Genomic DNA, 17803 nt, shown 5'->3' with positions numbered 1-17803 from the left:
ATCATTCAATCACTTTGGGAACGGCAAAAAACCCGAATTCGGAAGCCGGGGCATTGGCCAGAATATCATCACGCTTGCTGCCATCGGTGATGGCATCGGTCCGCCAAAAAAGAGCATGATCGACAACGCTGGTCATCGGCTTCACCTGATCCGTATCGACCGCAGATAATTGCTCCACCCAATCCAGGATCTGGTTCAATTCACCGGCCAAAGGGGCCAATCTGTGATCTTCGATGCGAATACGCGCAAGTTTTGCGATTCGCTCTACCGTCGCTTTATCAACCGACATCGTTTTTCCGTATCCTGTGGCATTATTTCATCTGAAATCCGCATCGAAGGCGCAAAAACACCTGTTGCGGCAGCATTGCGGCGGACGCTACACGCTGATTTCAGCCCGCGCAAGAGAGGCCGCATGTCTTTTCCAGCTTGCACGCGGCACGCTTAAAGGCAACAACAAAGACAAGATCGATCATGAGGGACAAAAAACCATGGCACGCATCTTTTTATATGGCATTGCTACCATCATCGGCCTGCTGATTGCCGGCAGCGCGGTGCTTTATGCATTCTGGGATGAAGCCCAGATGTTTGCCCTGCAAAAGATGATCCCCCAGCAAAGCTATTCACAAGCCCCCCAAAGCCCCGCGCCCGATTATAGCCTGCCCGAAAGCTGGGCGGCATGGCCCGGTGCCGATGGTGATGCCACTGTCACCCCTCAGGGTGTTGCCCCTCTTGATCCCCTCTCCGCTTCCTTGGCCGCTGATGTATTTTTCATCCATCCCACCACCTATCTGGGAACGGATTTTTGGAATGCGCCGATTGATGAACCCTCGGCTACGGCGTCGATCCCTTCTGTTTTAAAGGCGCAGGCCAGCCCCTTTGCGGCCTCTGCCCAAATTTATGCGCCGCGCTATCGTCAGGCGGCATTCGGGGCTTTTATCGCCGCCAATGCCGATACGGTTTCAGCCCTGATGCTGGCCTATCGCGATATCGATGCGGCCTTTGATGCCTTTTTGGCCGCGCGCGGGGCGGATCGGCCTTTCCTGCTCGTAGGCCATAGCCAGGGGGCTTTATTGGGCAGTTTTCTCTTGAAAAACCGGATCGCGGGCACGCCTTTGGCCGATAAGATGGTGGCGGCCTATCTGCCGGGTTGGACCTTTTCACTGACCCATGATCTGGGCGCCCTGCCCGCCATGGGGGCGTGCGAAGATGCCCTTGATACCGGCTGTGTGCTAAGCTGGCAGAGCTTTGGCGAAAACGGCAATCCCGATTATATGATCAGGGGCTATCAAAATCAGATGGGCCTTGATGGCCAGTTGAAAGGGCAAAGCCCGATGCTGTGCATCAATCCCATCAACTGGCAGCCCGATGGGGCAGCACCCCGCTCGGCGCATCTGGGTTCGGTGCCGCCGGTGCCCCAGCCCGATGCCGCTTTGCCTGCCCCCCTTCCTCAGGCTTTGGCCGCCCAATGCCGGGACGACGGTTTTTTATATCTCAGCCCCAATCCCGGTGAGGCCTTCAGTCGCTTTTTGATGCCCGGCGAGAATTATCATGTTTATGATATTCATCTTTTTGCCATGGATATTCGCGCCAATGCCCGGGATCGTATCAAGGCCTGGGTGGAAAAACACGGCGCCGCATCCATCTCGCAGCCAAGCCCAGCGCAATGAATGAAGCCATAAGGATATTGGCGGGGGGGCTGGGCAAAGGCCAGCGGCTTTTGGGCTTTGATGTGGGCACGAAAACCATCGGCCTCGCCCTTTCTGATCATTCCCTCGTCATCGCCAGCCCGCTCGAGACCATCCGGCGCACCAAATTCACCAAGGATGTGGAAAGCCTGAAGGCCATCATCGCCACGCATCAAATCGGCGGCTTTGTGATCGGCCTGCCGATCAATATGGATGGCTCGGAAGGCCCGCGCTGTCAGGGGGTTCGGCAATTTGCGCAAAACCTCGAAGAAAAGCTGCCCTTGCCCCTGGCCTTTTGGGATGAGCGGCTTTCCAGCGCCGTGGTGGAACGGATGCTGATCGAAGCCGACCGCAGCCGCAAACGCCGGGCGGAACTGGTGGACAAGCTGGCCGCCGCCTATATTCTTCAAGGGGCTTTGGATAGCCTGCATGGTCGCAAATAAATATCATTTTTTTACTGTAGATTTGTCGTGTGTCAATCAATTTATACTAAACAGAGCGTCTTCTTTTCAGCATGTTTCGTAATTTATTAATGATTTCCACAATATTTTTAAGCACCCGGTGATATGGCCTTATCGCAAGGCCCAAGATCAGGATGATCCTCATAATGCTTCCCGCCAGCGCCCAAAAAACCCTAAAAATCCCTTCCTTTGGTTTTTTAGGAAAAATGAGCAAATCCCTCGGTTTTCTGGTTATCCTTGCGGCCCTCACCTTGATTGCCATGGTGGTTCACTGGTCGATCAGTGATTCCCGCTCGCAGGCCCGCACCCAGCTTGTGTCTGCCAGCTATAATCTCAGTACCAATATCAGCTATGCGTTGCGCGCGGTGGAGCTTGTGCTCAGCACCGCCACCAACCAATTATCTGCACCGAATAAAACCCTTAATTTAAAGCCCTTTTTAGAAGAAATTTCTGCGCGCCTGCCGCCAATCAAAACCATCACCATCATCAGTCCCGATGGCACCATCCAGACCGATCTGCGGGCATCTCAGCCCTCTCGCGGTGTTTCGGTGGCAGATCGCGATTATTTCAAGGTGCATCTCAATCGACAAACCGAAGGTTATTTTTATTCTCCCCCGATCACCAGCCGTGAGGACGGCAAAATGCAGATCACCATGTCTCGCGCTGCCCGGGCCCCCAATGGCGCCCTGATCGCGGTGGTGGTGGTGAGCATCGATGATCGTTTTTTCAGCCGCATCACCAATGATATGGAGCAGATGCACATCTATGAGGCCGATATTGTATATCGGGATGGCAGGATCATCTATCCGCTGATCAGTTCAAGCCCGGATCACATGATCACCCCTTTATGGATGGCGATGCTGGCCGATCTGATGGGCCATGATCCTTGGATCGAAAGCCCAAGCCTGACCATTCCCCATTCGGATCTCGATGTCGCCTTGCGTTTGCAGCGGTCGGTTTATCTTTATGCCGCCCTTGATCGATCATGGCAGCCGGTGCTTTTCATCATGCTGATCACCATCGCCTTTGTTTTCTTTGACCGTTTCCGCCGCCGCGCCCAGGATCGTCATCATCAATCGATGGCAGAAAATATCCGCCTCAATACCCGCCTGCGCACGCTGTATCATGCCGCCCCCGATGCCATCATCACGGTTGATAGCCATCAGGCCATCATTGAATTTAACAAGGTTGCCGAAACCCTTTTTGGCTGGAGCGCGGATGAAGCCTTAGGCATGCCCCTGAGCGCTCTTTTGCCCGAAAAAGCCCGCGCCGAGCATCATCGTTCGGCAGATTATTTCCTTAGAAAAAGCAGGCAGAGCCCCTATCAGATGGCGGCCCGCACCGTGAAGGGCCTGCATCGCGATGGGCATGAATTTCATGTTCGGGTGTCGATTGCCACGGTCAAGCTGGAAAGCGGCATTGCCGCCACCGCCATCGTCCGCGATGTGAATGAGCTGGAGCGGATGAACAGCCGCCTCATTGCCCTATCCCAGGATCTGGAAGCCCAATCGCGCCGGGCAGAAGAAGCCAATCAGGCCAAATCCCAGTTTCTGGCGACCATGAGCCATGAATTGCGCACGCCTTTAAATGCGATCATCGGCTTTTCCGAACTCATCCAAAGAGAAATCTATGGCCCGATTTCGCATCAGCGCTATGAAGGCTATATTTCCGATATCCGCCATAGCGGCGAGCATCTTTTATCCCTGATCAATGATGTGCTTGATCTTGCCCGCCTTGAAAGTGGGGAATCAGCCCTTGAATTTGAAAGCGTCTCCACCCGCATGGCCATTGGCCAGGCCATCAAACAGGTGCGGGGATTGGGCAAAAGCCAGGGCCTGCGGCTCAGGGTTCGGGTGCCGCGCACGATTGCAGCCATTCATGGCAATCGCCGCGCCGTGCATCAGATTTTGCTTAATCTGTTATCCAATGCCATTAAATTCACCCCGGCGGGCGGGCGGATTTTAGTCACGGCATCCCCAACGGCGGATGGCAAGATCAGATTGATCGTTGATGATGAAGGCTGCGGCATTCCGGCCGATAAAATCAACATCCTCGGCCAGCCCTTCCGCAGTCTTTCCGGCAATAGCCATCATGCCAATGAAACGGGCATGGGCCTTGGCCTTGCGATCAGCATGCGCCTCAGCCGGGAAATGGGCGGCAGCCTTGAAATCAGAAGCATCGAGGGTGCGGGCACCAAGGTCATCATCCACCTGATCGCCGTTTCCGATGACGAGACCATCAAAAACATGATCGCATCAGATCACCAGAAGGCCCCGGATAATGCGAGCGAACACATCGCGATTTAGGCGATCCCGATCAGCTTATGGGTTTGCAGGCTGATCCGCCATTGGGGATGCGCCATGCAATAGTCCGCCGCGGCTTTCATATACGCGGCTTGTTGGGGGCAATCCATCGGCTGCAGGAAAAAATGCCGGAAATCGAGATGGGCATAGCGATCCGGCATCCCGCCCTTTTGGGGATAAACCAGCTTCAATTCATCGCCCCGGCGCAAAAGCAGCTCGGCATCGGCCTTGGGGCTGACACAAACCCAATCGATCCCATCGGGGGGCAGCAAAGTGCCATTGGTTTCCACCGCAATTTCAAACCCCGCCTGATGCAGGGCATCGATCAGGGGCGGATCCATCTGCAATAAAGGCTCCCCCCCTGTGCACACCACCAAGGGCCGCACGCCGGGCAGCACCCCATGGGGCCAATGCAAAGCCACCTGCTGCGCCAGATCCTGCGCGTTTTTGAATTTGCCACCGCCCGGCCCATCAGTGCCCACAAAATCGGTATCGCAAAAACGGCAGATGGCCGCATCCCGGTCGGCTTCCCGGCCCGACCATAAATTACACCCGGCAAAGCGGCAGAACACCGCCGCCCGGCCTGCGTTCGCACCCTCTCCTTGCAGGGTATAGAAAATTTCCTTCACGCTATAGGTCATGATGCCTTGTAGCGCGTGGGATCGGCGATCCCTGCCGCCGCAAACCCTTCGCGGCGCAAGAGGCAGGCATCGCACGCACCGCAGGCGCGTCCATGTTCATCAGGATCATAGCAGCTTGTGGTTTGCGCATAATCAACATCAAGCCTTGTGCCAGCGGCCACGATCTCGGCCTTCGACATATGAAGCAGCGGCGTGCGGATTTCAATCCGCGCGGTGCCCGAACGCCCCAGCACGGTTGCCAGATTGGCCATGGTCTCATAGGCCTTGATATAATCGGGTCGGCAATCGGGATAGCCGGAAAAATCCACCGCATTCACCCCGATGAAGATATGCCGGGCTTTGCGCACCTCGGCAAAGGCCAGGGCATAAGACAGAAAAATCGTATTGCGGGCAGGCACATAGGTGATGGGAATGCCCGCGTCCCGATCTTTGTCAGTTCGCCCCTTGGGCACATCGATATCGGCGGTGAGGGCACTGCCGCCAAACAGCGCCAGATCGATGTGGGCCACTTTATGCTCCACCACATCAAGGCTTTTGGCCACCCGATGGGCCGCCAGCAATTCGGCCTTGTGGCGCTGGCCATAATCAAATGACAAGGCATGAAGGGCAAAGCCATCGGCGCGCGCCATCGCCCCCACGGTTGCGGAATCAAGGCCACCCGAAAGCAGCAGTATGGCCGGGATGCCCGGCGATGAATATCTGTGATGTTCGCTCATGGTGGCGGGCTATAGCACCTCGATGCGTCAAGGAAAAGATAGGATTGACCCCGAAGACAGAAGCTTGATGGGGCTTTCCCACCACACCATCAAAAGCCTCCGCATGATGGTCATCATTTTTGATAACTATTCTCATTTTCATTCTTGACCTACTTCCGGCTCCGTATTAACACCACAAGAAGCAATCGCAACTCATTTGCAAAAAATGTGCTCAGGGAGACTCTGTTCCATGTACTCTATTTCCAATAGCCGCCGCACATGTCTGCTGTTCAGCACCCTGCTGGCATCCAATCTTTTGGCTGGCACTGTGAGCGCGCAAACCAACTCTGCGCAGGCACATTCTGCTGATGATGCGCGCAAGACTGAAAGCTATGCCGGTGAAGAAAGGCTGGCTCTTTTGCAGATCAGGAACGAACGGGTTCCGATGGAGCGGTTGATGGTCGTGGGCCACCCCCAAAACCGCGCCAGAATAGCTGGATCGGTTAATTATATTGGTGAGGAGCAGCTGGAAACCTTCAAATATCAGGATATCCAGCGGATTTTGCGTTTGGTGCCCGGGGTCAATATCCGCGAAGAAGAAGGCTTTGGCCTACGCCCCAATATCGGTCTGCGCGGCACCACCGTTGATCGTTCATCCCAGATCACCTTGATGGAAGATGGCGTTTTGATCGCCCCCGCCCCTTATGCCGCACCGGCTGCCTATTATTTCCCTGTTGCCGGTCGGATGAGTGCGGTTGAAGTCACCAAGGGCGCTGCTGCCGTGCGCTTTGGGCCACGCACGGTCGGGGGAGCCATCAATCTTGTCAGCCGCGATATTCCGGAAGACTTCGGCGGCTTTCTCGATGCCCGTTTTGGTGAATTTGATCTTTCAACCTTCCATGGAGCCATCGGCGGCACCTTTCATGTGGATCAGGGTCTCTTGCAGAATGTGGGCTTTCTGGTCGAAAGTTTTCAATCGGAATCCGATGGCTTCAAACGCCTTCCCGATAACAGCCGCACCGGCGGTTTTGATATCGAGGATTATGTGGTCAAGCTGAAGGCCGACACCGGCAATGCCGCCGATATTTTTCAATCCATCCAACTCAAGCTTGGCTATACCGATAATGATAGCGATGTCAGCTATCTGGGGCTGACGGATGAAGATTTTGCCGAAAACCCCTTCCAGCGCTATGCGGCCAGCGCCAATGATATCATGACCACCGAACATTGGCAGGCGCAGCTCAATCATTATGCCGAATTCTCGAAATCCTTCAGCCTCACCACGGTCGCCTATTATAATGATTTCAAGCGTGACTGGTTCAAGGTTGATGATCTGGATTTCGGCGATGGCCGTTTCAGCCCGGTGGTCCTGTTCCAACCGATCGAACGGTTTCAATCGACCTTGCAATCCTTGCGCGGCGGCCCCGTGGGGTTGGATGAGGCCACTGCCGAACGCCAGGCCATTTTGGATGTTTTGCGCGGCGATGCCAACAGTATCGATGATGCCATCCAGTTGCGGCACAATAACCGCAGCTACTGGAGCGCGGGCCTGCAATCCATCGCCGCTTATGAATTCAATGCCTTTGGCGCGACCCATGATCTGGAATTTTCGGTCCGCTATCATGAGGATCGCGAAAATCGGCTGCAAAATCGTGAAAATTTCAAAATGGAGAATGGCACGCTGGTGCTCACATCTGTGGACCCCATCGGCAGCCAATCCAACCGTGTAGACAAGGCCAAAGCCTGGGCGATCAATGTGCAGGATAATATTGAATGGGGCCGCTGGCGCTTCACGCCGGGGGCGCGGGTCGAGATCATTGATCTCGCGCGGCTCGATTTTTCAACCTCCGATCCCGATCGCCTGGCGGGCACAACAGGTGAACGCAATAACAGCCTGACTTTGGTGTCTCCTGGCCTTGGTGTTTTCTACAGCCTTACGGATGAAATCACCCTTCTTGGTGGTATCCATAAAGGGGTCAATCCCCCCAGCCCCAGCGATTCTAATGCCAAAGAAGAAGAAAGCCTCAATCTGGAAGCGGGCCTGCGCTATGAAAACAATGGCGTTTCTTTTGAATTCACCGCCTTTTACAATGATATATCGAATATGCTCGGCACCTGTTCCTTTTCCCGGGGCTGCGTGGATGGGGAAATCGGTGATCAGTTCAATGTTGGTTCGGCCGAAGTTCTAGGTCTGGAAGCACAGGCTGCTTATGATATTGCCCTTGGCGATAGCGGTTTGATCATCCCCCTGCGCGGCAATTACACCTTTACCGATGCCGAATTCCGCGAGGCGGTGGATAGCCCTGTTTTCGGGGCGGTGGCCATCGGTGATGAAATCCCCGATATTCCCCGCCACCAGTTCACCCTAAGCGGCGGCCTTGAAGCCAATGATTGGGCCATCACAGTGCTGGCCAATTATACCAGCGCCACCCGCAGCGAAGCCGGTCAGGGCGACATTCCCGATATTTTCAAAATCGATAATCGCGTCGTGCTCGATCTTGCCAGCCACTATCAACTGCTTGAAAATCTGCGCCTGTTTTTCGAGATCAAGAACCTTACCGATAAAACGCACGCGGTCTCTCGCCTGCCCTATGGCTTGCGGCCCGGTCAGCCACAAACTGTCATTGGTGGGGTGAAGCTGAGCTTTTAAGCCGGATTTCTTAACCAAAAACGAGCCCCACCTTTGGCCAAAGCCGACAAGGGACCGCGCATCTTGCTGGTCCCTTTGATCGTTTTGTCCGGATCCTTGCTTGCCCGGCTGGTTTCTGAAAAAGACATGCTCCCTTGCAAATTGTGGCAGGGAGATTAAAGTTTGCGCCACGAATTCTTTCGGGGACTATAAAAAGGGATCAATGCAATGAAAATCAAAACACTCCTGCTGGCAAGCTGCTGCGCCTTTGCGCTGGCCGCCTGTGGCAATCAAAATGACAGCGAAACGAGCCAGAACAAGGCTGAAAGCGCGCAAACAACCGCCGCCAACAGCCCCGAATTGGGGGCATGGGGTGTGGAGCTTGATGCCCGCGATACCGCCACCGATCCGGGTGATAATTTCTTCCACTATGCCAATGGTACTTGGCTTGAAAATTTTGAAATCCCTGCCGATAAAACCAGCTATGGGGCCTTTACCGTGCTGCGCGACCGTTCGGAAGAGCAGGTGAAAACCATCATCGAGGATCTGGCCGACGAAACATTCGAAACCGGCAGTGTCGAGCAGAAAATCAGCGATTATTATGCAAGCTATATGGATGTGGACGCCGTGAATGCGGTGGGTATTGCACCTTTGCAGCCATTGCTTGACGAAATTGCCGCCATCGATAGCCGCGATGCATTGATCGCCATGTTTGGCCGCGCCAGCCGCGAAGGGCTTTCCAGCCCCATCGGCAGCGGCATCGGCATCGATCGCGTTGATCCTGATCGCTATATGGTCAATGTCAGCCAAAGCGGCCTCACTTTGCCGGATCGCGATTATTATCTGGCCGATGATGAACGCTTTAAAACCGTGCGCACCGCTTATGAAGGCTTTATCGCCCAGATGCTGACATTCACCGGGGCGAATGATCCCGAAACAGCAGCGAAGGACATTCTGGCCCTTGAAACCGAAATCGCCACCCATCACTGGCCTCGGACCGAACTGCGCAATCGCGACAAAACCTATAATGTCTATACCCTCGCCAAGCTGGAAGAAGAGTTTCCGGGCATGGGATGGGATGGCTTCTTTGCTGCTGCGGGCACGCCTGAGCTTCAGGAACTCAATGTCACCACCCCCAGCGCCCTTACCCCGCTGATCAAGCTGATCGATGAAACACCGATTGAAACATGGAAAGCCTGGCTGCGCTTCAAGGCCATTCAAAGCCATGCCAATCTGCTGTCTGCCGAGATCGACGACGCCAATTTCGAATTTTTCGGCAAGGTGTTGTCGGGCCAACAGGAACAGCGCCCACGCTGGAGCCGGGGTGTCAATCTGGTGGGCGGTCGCGGTGGCCTTGGTGAAGCCATCGGCCAGGTTTATGTCGAACGCCATTTCCCCGAAGACTCCAAGACCAAAATGGTCGAACTCGTGGAAAATCTGCGCGAAGCCTATCGCCGCCGGATCGAAGCCATCGATTGGATGGGCGAAGACACCAAAAAAGAAGCCTTTGCCAAGCTCGCCTCGTTCAATCCCAAAATCGGCTATCCCGATCAATGGCTCGATTTCAGCGATCTGACCATCGTGCCGGGCGATCTCTTCGCAAATTCCAAGGCCGTTTCCTATTTCTTCTATGACGATCAGATTGATCGTCTGGATGAAAAAACTGATAAAAGCCGCTGGTTCATGACCCCGCAAACGGTGAATGCCTATTATAATTCTTCGTGGAATGAAATCGTCTTCCCGGCGGCCATCCTGCAGCCTCCCTTCTTTGATCCCAATGCTGATCCGGCCGTGAATTATGGCGGCATTGGCGGGGTGATCGGCCATGAAATGGGCCATGGCTTTGATGATCAGGGCTCGAAATCCGATGCCAATGGCATTCAGCGCAACTGGTGGACCGATGAAGATCGGGCCAATTTCGAAGCCCGCACCAAATCCCTTGGCGCGCAATATGATGGCTATGAACCCATCGAAGGCCAGTTCGTCAATGGCTCGCTCACCATGGGGGAAAATATCGGCGATTTGGGCGGTCTTTCGGTGGCCTATGAAGCCTATAAAATCGCGACCGAAGGCAAGGATGTGCCCGTCATCGACGGTTTGACCGGCGATCAGCGCTTTTTCCTTGGCTGGGCGCAGGTCTGGCGGGCGAAGGATCGGGAAGAAGCGATGCTCCGTCGCTTGAAATCCGATCCCCATTCACCGGCTGAATTCCGGGTCAATGGCGTGGTGCGGAATATGGATGCCTGGTATCAGGCTTTTGATGTTCAGCCCGATGATGCCCTTTATCTGCCACCCGAAGAACGCGTGAGCATCTGGTAAACGCACCCGCGCCACACCTTACGTCATCCCGGCCCCCGAGCCGGGATCCATCTTTGGCACGCTCTGCCCTTCACGAGATGGACCCCGGGTCTCCGCCCGGGGTGACGGAAGGAGGTGGCCCGGGCTGACGGGTAAGGGCGTGGGGAGATGGGATAAAAAAACCCCCGCCGGAGGGGGCGGAGGTTTTTGAAAATCCCGGCTGACTCAGGGAATTATCCATTTAAGATCATTCCGGTGGGGTTGTGGCGCCAGTATTAGCCGTAGTTTCCGCGTTTCCAAGCTGAGTCGAAGCCGAAGTGAAAATATCTTGCAGGCTTCCACCCAGCGCGGTCATGGCGCCGATGGCGGCGACGGCGACGAGGGCGGCGATCAGGCCATATTCGATGGCCGTGGCGCCTTTTTCATTTTTCCGTAAAGCGCGAAGAAGTTTGAACATGGAGTGTGCTCCCATTTGATTTCGAGGTCCGATAACGAGAGCATGTTGTGAAAATATTGATATGAAGTTAAAGGATGAGTGGCATTTGACTAAAGAAAAGAAAGCCGAATTTAGCTCAAAACTTAGACGATTTTTTATAAATATTTGAAAGGCTTTTGGTGACGATGGATCGAACCATCCGGCAAAGAAGCAGAATTTTGCCCAAGGGCATGAAAAAGCTTGATCTTTCAACATCGGATGGCACCCGCCTGCGGATGATGCTGTGGCGGCCCGAAGGGGCCCGGGGCAGCCTTTTGCTGGTGCCGGGGCGGACCGAATTTATCGAACGCTATGCCGAAATCATTGCCGATTTTCTGGATCGCGGGCTGGCGGTGGCCATTCTTGATCTGCGCAATCACGGGCTTTCCACCCGGCCTTTGGCGAATCGGCACAAGCATTATCTGCGCGATTTCGCCCCCATGGTCGATGATCTGGGGCTTTTTGTGGCGCGGGCCGCAGATGAAGGCCTGCCCCGGCCCTTTCATCTTTTAGGCCATAGCATGGGGGGGCATGTGGCCCTGCGCTTTGCCCATGATCATCCGCAAAAGATCGACAAGCTGATTCTATCGGCCCCGATGGTGGGCATCAATTTCGGGGCTTTGCCGCCTTATTTGGTGCGGTTTCTGGTGCAGGGCGCGATGGCGCTGGGGCGGGGGCAATCCTATGCCCCGGGCCAAAGCGATTGGCGGGGTGATGCAAAGGCCCGTGCGGCTTTACGCGATTATCTGACATCGGATGCCGAACGATTCGCTGACGAGGATTGGCAATTAGAGCAGCAGCCCGATCTGAAGCTGGGCGGGGTGACATGGGGATGGATGGCGGCGGCGCTGGCATCTTGCGATCTTTTGCAAAGCCCGGGCTATGGCGAAGGGATCACCGTGCCCACGGCCTTTATTCTGGCGGGGGCTGATCGGGTGGTGGATAATGATGCCGCCCGCGCTTTGGCCCGCAATATGCCCGATGCCCATGTGATCACCATCCCCAATGCCCGCCATGAACTGATGCGCGAGGCTGATCCCATGCGCGATCAATTCCTGAAAGCTGTTGATGATTTTATCGGGAATTGATTGGGGCGGATTTTCTCATGAAGGATTATTTGGCACATCGCGCAGATGATCGAGCACCAGATGATGGAGATCGGCATCCCCCGCCGCAATCACCCGCCCGCCGGATTGGGCATCATCGCCGCGCCAGCCGGTGATCACCCCGCCCGCACCCCGGATCAGCGGGATCAGCGCCTGCACATCATAGGTTTCCAGCCCCGCTTCCACCACCAGGTCGATCATGCCCGCAGCCAGCACCGCATAGGCATAGCAATCAAAGCCATAGCGGGTGATGGGGGCAGAGCGTTCCAGAATTTTGAAGGCATCCTGCTCCAGCGGGCTGAGGAAATTAACCCCGGTGGTGGATAAAATCGCTTGATCCAGGCTTTTGCACGGGCGGCATTGGATCGGTTTATCATTCAAATGGGCGCGGCTGATCCCCGATCCGTGAATCCCTAAAAACAGCTCGCCAATATAAGGCTGGGAGACCGCGCCGATCACCGGCTGATCCCCATCATTGAGGGCGATCAGCGTGCCCCAGCTAGGCAGGCCCGCCACAAAAGCGCGGGTGCCATCCACCGGATCAAGCACCCAGATGGGGCCGCTTTGGCTTTTCTTTTCGCCATATTCTTCACCGATGATGCCATGATCGGGATAGTGCGCTTCGATCAACGCTCGCATGGCCCGTTCGGCCCCGCGATCGGCTTCAGTGACCGGATCAAAGCCGGGCTTGCCGATCTTATCATCCACGGCGATCTGCTGGCGGAAATAGGGAAGCGTGGCATCCGATGCGGCCTGCGCCAGTTTTTTGGTGAAGGCGGCCAGTTCCAAAAGCTGGTCGGCGGGCAGGCGATCCGACATATGCGGTCTGCTCATAGCTGATCCTTTTATCGTGCCTCTTGTGTTGCTCCGCTGTTTTGACCACATTGCCCCCTATCATGCCAAGCCTTCATCCTGACCATCGATGTGATATCCTTGTGATCGGAGCCGGAATCGCCGGGGCTTCGGCAGCGGCGGCTTTATCATCCGATGCGGATGTGATTGTGATCGAGGCGGAAGATCTGCCCGGCTATCACACCACCGGGCGTTCGGCGGCCTTTTATGCCGAAAGCTATGGCGGGCCTTTGATCCAGCCTTTGACCAGTGCTTCGAAAGATTTTTATCTGCACACGCCTAATGGCTTTGCTGATGTGCCTTTGGTGCATGATCGCGGCTGTTTGCATCTTTATACCGCCGAAGATAAGGCCAAAGCAAAAGCCCGGGCCGAAGCGCTGGCAGCCCGGCTGCCCGCCATTATGCAGATTGATGCCGATGAGGTTTTGGCCCGGGTGCCGGTTTTGCGACCACAGGCGCTGGCCGGGGCGATCTGGGACCCCGATTGCCGCGATCTGGATGTGGCGGCGATCCATCAGGGCTATTTGCGCCAGATGCGCCGGCAGGGCGGGCGGCTGATCTGCGATGCCCGGCTTTTGGGGCTTTCCCGCCAGCCCAAGGGCTTTTACGCCCAAACCAGCCAAGGTACGATTGCGGCATCCATGGTGATCAATGCCGCCGGGGCCTGGGGGGATGAGGTGGCGCGGATGGCCGGGCTTTCGCCCATCGGCCTTTCGCCCAAGCGGCGCACGGCGCTGGTTTTCAAGCCCGAAAAAACGACCGTGATGGATGATTGGCCGCTGGTGATCGATTTTGCGGAAACCATTTATTTCAAGCCGGAAAATGGCCGGATTCTCGCCTCGCCCGCCGATGAAACGCCGATGCCGCCCTGCGATGTGCAGCCCGATGAAATGGATATCGCCCTCACCATTGATCGGCTGGAAAAGCTCAGCACCCTCGATGTGCCGAAAATCCTCAATCGCTGGGCCGGTTTGCGCAGCTTTGCGCCCGATCGCGCGCCGGTGGTGGGGCCGGATGGCGATTGCGGCGATTTCATCTGGTGCGTGGGACAGGGCGGCTATGGCATCCAAACCGCCCCCGCCATGGCTGCCCTGACCAAAGCCCGGGCGCTGGGCCGCGATCTGCCCGATTGGCTGGCAGCCCATGATGTGCGGGCGGCGTGCTATGATCCCGCCCGCTTTCGCCCGACGAAGCTTTAGGGGGCTTTAGGCTATTTGCGTAAAAGGGACGACAGCCATAAAAGCACGATGGCACCAAGGGTGGCGACCACCAGATTGCCCAACAGGCCATAAGCCTGAAGGCCAAAAAGCCCAAAGAGGAAGCCGCCGAGCACCGCCCCGATGACCCCCACCAGCAGATTGCCCAAAAGCCCAAAACCCGCGCCGCGCATCAGCTTGCCCGCGATGAACCCGGCGGCCAGACCGATCAGCAAAAACCACAGAAGACTCATGCCCCTGCTCCTTTTTCAGTGTGCGAGGACTTTTGCAAAGGCGCATTGCCAGCAACATGCACCGTGCGCTGGGGAAAGGGAATTTCAATGCCTTCGCGATCAAAGGCGAGCTTGACCGCCTTGGTCATATCCCATTTCAATTGCCAATAATCAGCCGAGGCGCACCAGAAACGGGCGATCAAGTTCACCGAACTATCGCCCAGCCCGTCCACCAGCACATTGATCGCCGGATCGGCCAGCACCCGGGGATCGGCTGAGATGGTGGCCTGCATCACCGCCATCGCCCGATCCAGATCATCGCCATAGGAAATGCCGCAGGGAATATCCAGCCGACGGGTTTCATGAAAATTGAAATTTCTGATCGATTGGCCCCAGATCTGGCCATTGGGGATGGTGATGCGGATATTATCGGGGGTATCGAGATCGGTGGAAAACAGGCTGATGCTTTTTGCCGTGCCCGCAATGCCGCCCGCATCCACATATTGCCCCACCTTGAAAGGGCGAAAGATGAGCAGCATCACCCCGGCCGCGAAATTGGCCAAAGTGCCCTGAAGCGCCAGGCCGATGGCCAGGCCCAATGCCCCGACCACCGCCACGAGGCTGGCTGTTTGCACACCAAATTTTTGCAAAACTGCAATGATGGTGAACAAAATGATGGCATAGCGCACAAGGCTCGATACAAAGCCGGTAAGGGTTTGATCGATTTTTTCCGACCGCCCCATGATTTTGCGCACAGTGCGGTCGGCCAATCCCGCCACATAAAGGCCAATGATCAAAATGACCACAGCGCCCACCGCCGAGAGACCATAAGCGGTCAGCAATTGCAGTGCGGTCTGCCACAGGTCTTCAAGCGCTTGTGCGTCCATGAGCAGCATCCCCCTTTTGGATAATGGTTAAAATCAAGATATGATTTATGCCATGAAGCAAGGGGAATAGCGAGCAAGGAAGGCAAAAGAGAGGCAGAAAAACGCTGGCGGATCAGCCTGCGGTTTCAGATTTCCGGGCTTCGCGCTTTCTTTCATGGGGATCGAGATAGCGCTTCCTGAGGCGAATGGCTTTGGGCGTCACCTCGACCAGTTCATCATCATCGATATAGGCCAGCGCCTGTTCAAGGCTCAGCCGCCGGGGCGTGGTCAGCACCACCGCTTCATCCTTGCCCGCAGCGCGGATATTGGTGAGCTTTTTGGCCTTCAAGGGATTGACCTCAAGATCCTGACCCCGGCTGTTTTCGCCAATGATCATGCCCGCATAAACCGGCTCGCCGCCATCGATCATGATGATGCCGCGTTCTTCCAGATTCCACAGGGCATAGGTCACCGCCTTGCCGGATTCCATGGAAACCAGCACGCCATTGCGGCGGCCCTGAATCGGGCCTTTATAGGGGCCATAGCGATCAAAGATGCGATTCATGATGCCGGTGCCACGGGTATCGGTGAGAAACTCGCCATGATAGCCGATCAACCCGCGTGAGGGGGCCGAGAATGTGAGGCGTATCTTGCCGCCGCCAGAGGGGCGCATATCCTGCAATTCCGCTTTGCGCAGGCTCATTTTCTCGACAACGATGCCCTGCCAGGCCTCATCCACATCCACCATCACGGTTTCCATGGGCTCGGTGCGATTGCCGTCTTCATCGGTTTTAAACAGCACGCGCGGACGGGAAACAGAGAGCTCAAACCCCTCGCGGCGCATGGTTTCGATCAAAACCCCAAGCTGCAATTCGCCGCGCCCGGCCACTTCATAGGCATCGCGCTCATCGCTTTCGGAAATGCGGATGGCCACATTGCCTTCCGCCTCGCGCAGCAGGCGATCGCCGATCACCCGGCTTGTTACCTTGTCGCCCTCGCGCCCGGCAAGGGGGCTGTCATTCACCGAAAAGGTCATGGCCAAAGTGGGGGGATCAATGGGCAGGGATGGCAAGGGCTGGGTGAGGCTGATATCGGCCAGCGTATCGGAAACGGTGGCATTTTGCAGCCCGGCAATGGCCACGATATCGCCACAGCGGGCTTCCTCGACCGGCACCCGCTCCAGCCCGCGAAAGGAAAACAGCTTGCTGATGCGGCCCTGTTCGGCCAGCTTGCCATCCAGATTGATGGCTTTCACCGTCATCCCGGGGCGAACAATGCCCTGTTCGATGCGACCGGTGAGCACGCGACCCAGAAACTGATCGCGCTCCAACATGCTGGCCAGCATGGCAAAGGGCATATCCTCGCGCTTATCGCGCATGGGGGCGGGTTCGGGCACATATTGCACAATCAGATCAAACAGCGCTGAAAGGTCTTTGCGCTCGTCATCAAGATGGGTGACCGCCCAGCCATCACGGCCAGCCGCATAAAGGGTGGGGAAATCAAGCTGCTCTTCCGTGGCATCAAGAATGGCAAACAGATCGAACACTTCTTCATGGGCTTCATCGGAGCGGGCATCGGGCTTATCAACCTTATTGATCACCACAATCGGGCGCAGCCCCAAAGCCAGCGCCTTTTGGGTGACGAATTTGGTTTGTGGCATCGGCCCTTCGGCGGCATCAACCAGCAACACCACGCCATCGACCATCGATAAAATCCGCTCCACCTCACCACCGAAATCGGCATGGCCGGGGGTATCGACGATATTGATGCGGGTATTCTTCCACATGACAGAGGTGCATTTCGCCAGAATGGTGATGCCCCGCTCACGCTCCAGCGCATTGGAATCCATCGCACGTTCGGCAACGCGCTGATTATCCCGCACGGCACCCGATTGCCGGAACATCTGGTCCACAAGGGTGGTCTTGCCATGGTCAACATGGGCGATGATGGCGATATTACGCAAGGTCATGAATTTTCGACTCACTAAAAGAACAGGCGCGCGGACTATAGGCAGAACGCACATAAATACAAGTGCGGTGGATCGCTCTGCACGGATCTTGCGCACATTATCCCAAAAAGATGCTGAATGGCATGTGGGAAGCCTCTGCTGCATTGCAATATGAACAGAGGTGTTTTTTGGGTTGGGAAGGTTCCTTCTTCCCTTGTCACCAACTTTCGTCATCCCGACCCCTCACCCTCGTCGTCCTGGACGCGGTGCAGCACAAAGTGATGCGCCGCAGAGCCGGGACCCATCACGTGAAGGGCCCGGCGTGGGAAAGAGTGGATCCCGGGTCAAGCCCACTGCTGTCCGGTTTAAATTCACTGCCATTGCAGCACCATTTGGTTCGTGTTTTCCGGTGGGC

At 56.0% G+C, this 17803-nt stretch carries 15 protein-coding genes; 7 read left to right on the top strand and 8 right to left on the bottom strand.

The genetic code is table 11. The features are described from left to right. Position 1 precedes the first annotated feature (1 nt). Positions 2–289, bottom strand: a complete 288-nt coding sequence (gene gatC / locus QK300_RS11530) for an Asp-tRNA(Asn)/Glu-tRNA(Gln) amidotransferase subunit GatC (protein ID WP_281301909.1) — start codon at positions 287–289, stop codon at positions 2–4. 199 nt (positions 290–488) lie between these two features. Between gatC and QK300_RS11525 the strand changes: the two genes are divergently transcribed. The 3 genes from QK300_RS11525 to QK300_RS11515 all read left to right on the top strand — a co-directional run bounded on the left by QK300_RS11525 (position 489) and on the right by QK300_RS11515 (position 4452). Next, positions 489–1667: a DUF3089 domain-containing protein gene (locus QK300_RS11525; protein ID WP_281301910.1), complete on the top strand. Its 1179-nt coding sequence runs from the start codon at positions 489–491 to the stop codon at positions 1665–1667. Beyond that, a complete protein-coding gene (gene ruvX / locus QK300_RS11520; RefSeq protein WP_281301911.1) occupies positions 1664–2128 on the top strand; it encodes a Holliday junction resolvase RuvX in 465 nt (154 codons plus the stop codon). The genes QK300_RS11525 and ruvX overlap by 4 nt, the downstream gene beginning before the upstream one ends. 224 nt (positions 2129–2352) lie before the next feature. Next, positions 2353–4452 (top strand): ATP-binding protein, encoded by a 2100-nt coding sequence (locus tag QK300_RS11515; protein ID WP_281302311.1) that lies wholly within the window; start codon positions 2353–2355, stop codon positions 4450–4452. Here the strand turns inward: QK300_RS11515 and queE are convergent. Further along, positions 4449–5090: a 7-carboxy-7-deazaguanine synthase gene (gene queE / locus QK300_RS11510; protein ID WP_281302310.1), complete on the bottom strand. Its 642-nt coding sequence runs from the start codon at positions 5088–5090 to the stop codon at positions 4449–4451. The two genes, QK300_RS11515 and queE, sit on opposite strands and share 4 nt — an antisense overlap. Then, positions 5087–5806 carry a 7-cyano-7-deazaguanine synthase QueC gene (gene queC / locus QK300_RS11505; RefSeq protein WP_281302309.1) on the bottom strand — a complete coding sequence of 240 codons (720 nt, stop codon included), beginning with the start codon at positions 5804–5806 and terminating at the stop codon, positions 5087–5089. The genes queE and queC overlap by 4 nt, the downstream gene beginning before the upstream one ends. Before the next feature lie 229 nt (positions 5807–6035). On the opposite strand from queC, the gene QK300_RS11500 reads away from it, so the two are divergent. Together QK300_RS11500 and QK300_RS11495 are read left to right on the top strand one after the other, a co-directional pair. Continuing rightward, positions 6036–8435: a TonB-dependent receptor gene (locus tag QK300_RS11500; protein WP_281302308.1), complete on the top strand. Its 2400-nt coding sequence runs from the start codon at positions 6036–6038 to the stop codon at positions 8433–8435. Positions 8436–8642: 207 nt separating this feature from the next. Then, on the top strand, positions 8643–10733 hold the full coding sequence (locus QK300_RS11495) for a M13 family metallopeptidase (protein WP_281301915.1): 2091 nt from the start codon (positions 8643–8645) through the stop codon (positions 10731–10733). A 226-nt stretch (positions 10734–10959) separates the two neighbouring features. Here QK300_RS11495 and QK300_RS13625 read toward each other — a convergent pair whose 3' ends face one another. Beyond that, positions 10960–11169 carry a Flp family type IVb pilin gene (locus tag QK300_RS13625; protein WP_348651887.1) on the bottom strand — a complete coding sequence of 70 codons (210 nt, stop codon included), beginning with the start codon at positions 11167–11169 and terminating at the stop codon, positions 10960–10962. A gap of 209 nt (positions 11170–11378) precedes the next feature. On the opposite strand from QK300_RS13625, the gene QK300_RS11485 reads away from it, so the two are divergent. After that, positions 11379–12275, top strand: a complete 897-nt coding sequence (locus QK300_RS11485) for an alpha/beta hydrolase (protein ID WP_281301917.1) — start codon at positions 11379–11381, stop codon at positions 12273–12275. Positions 12276–12290: 15 nt separating this feature from the next. Here the strand turns inward: QK300_RS11485 and hisN are convergent, their stop codons facing one another. Next, complete coding sequence (hisN, locus tag QK300_RS11480) at positions 12291–13127, bottom strand: histidinol-phosphatase (protein ID WP_281301918.1); 837 nt, start codon at positions 13125–13127, stop codon at positions 12291–12293. 101 nt (positions 13128–13228) lie between these two features. Between hisN and QK300_RS11475 the strand changes: the two genes are divergently transcribed. Beyond that, the gene (locus tag QK300_RS11475; protein ID WP_281301919.1) at positions 13229–14344 is read left to right on the top strand and encodes an FAD-binding oxidoreductase; all 1116 of its coding nucleotides are present in this window, start codon (positions 13229–13231) and stop codon (positions 14342–14344) included. An 11-nt stretch (positions 14345–14355) separates the two neighbouring features. Here QK300_RS11475 and QK300_RS11470 read toward each other — a convergent pair whose 3' ends face one another. The 3 genes from QK300_RS11470 to typA all read right to left on the bottom strand — a co-directional run bounded on the left by QK300_RS11470 (position 14356) and on the right by typA (position 17409). After that, complete coding sequence (locus tag QK300_RS11470) at positions 14356–14595, bottom strand: GlsB/YeaQ/YmgE family stress response membrane protein (protein WP_281301920.1); 240 nt, start codon at positions 14593–14595, stop codon at positions 14356–14358. Beyond that, positions 14592–15461, bottom strand: coding sequence for a mechanosensitive ion channel domain-containing protein (locus QK300_RS11465; RefSeq protein WP_281301921.1), 870 nt, complete (start codon positions 15459–15461; stop codon positions 14592–14594). Before QK300_RS11465 ends, QK300_RS11470 begins: the two co-directional genes overlap by 4 nt. A gap of 112 nt (positions 15462–15573) precedes the next feature. Next, complete coding sequence (typA, locus tag QK300_RS11460) at positions 15574–17409, bottom strand: translational GTPase TypA (protein ID WP_281301922.1); 1836 nt, start codon at positions 17407–17409, stop codon at positions 15574–15576. Between the last annotated feature and the right edge of the window lie 394 nt (positions 17410–17803).

The sequence above is a fragment of the Iodidimonas sp. MBR-22 genome (assembly GCF_029946565.1).
GTDB classification, from domain to species: domain Bacteria; phylum Pseudomonadota; class Alphaproteobacteria; order Sphingomonadales; family Rhodothalassiaceae; genus Iodidimonas; species Iodidimonas nitroreducens.
The sequence above is the reverse complement of the archived record's forward strand: the minus strand, read 5'-3'. Positions and strand labels throughout refer to the sequence as shown.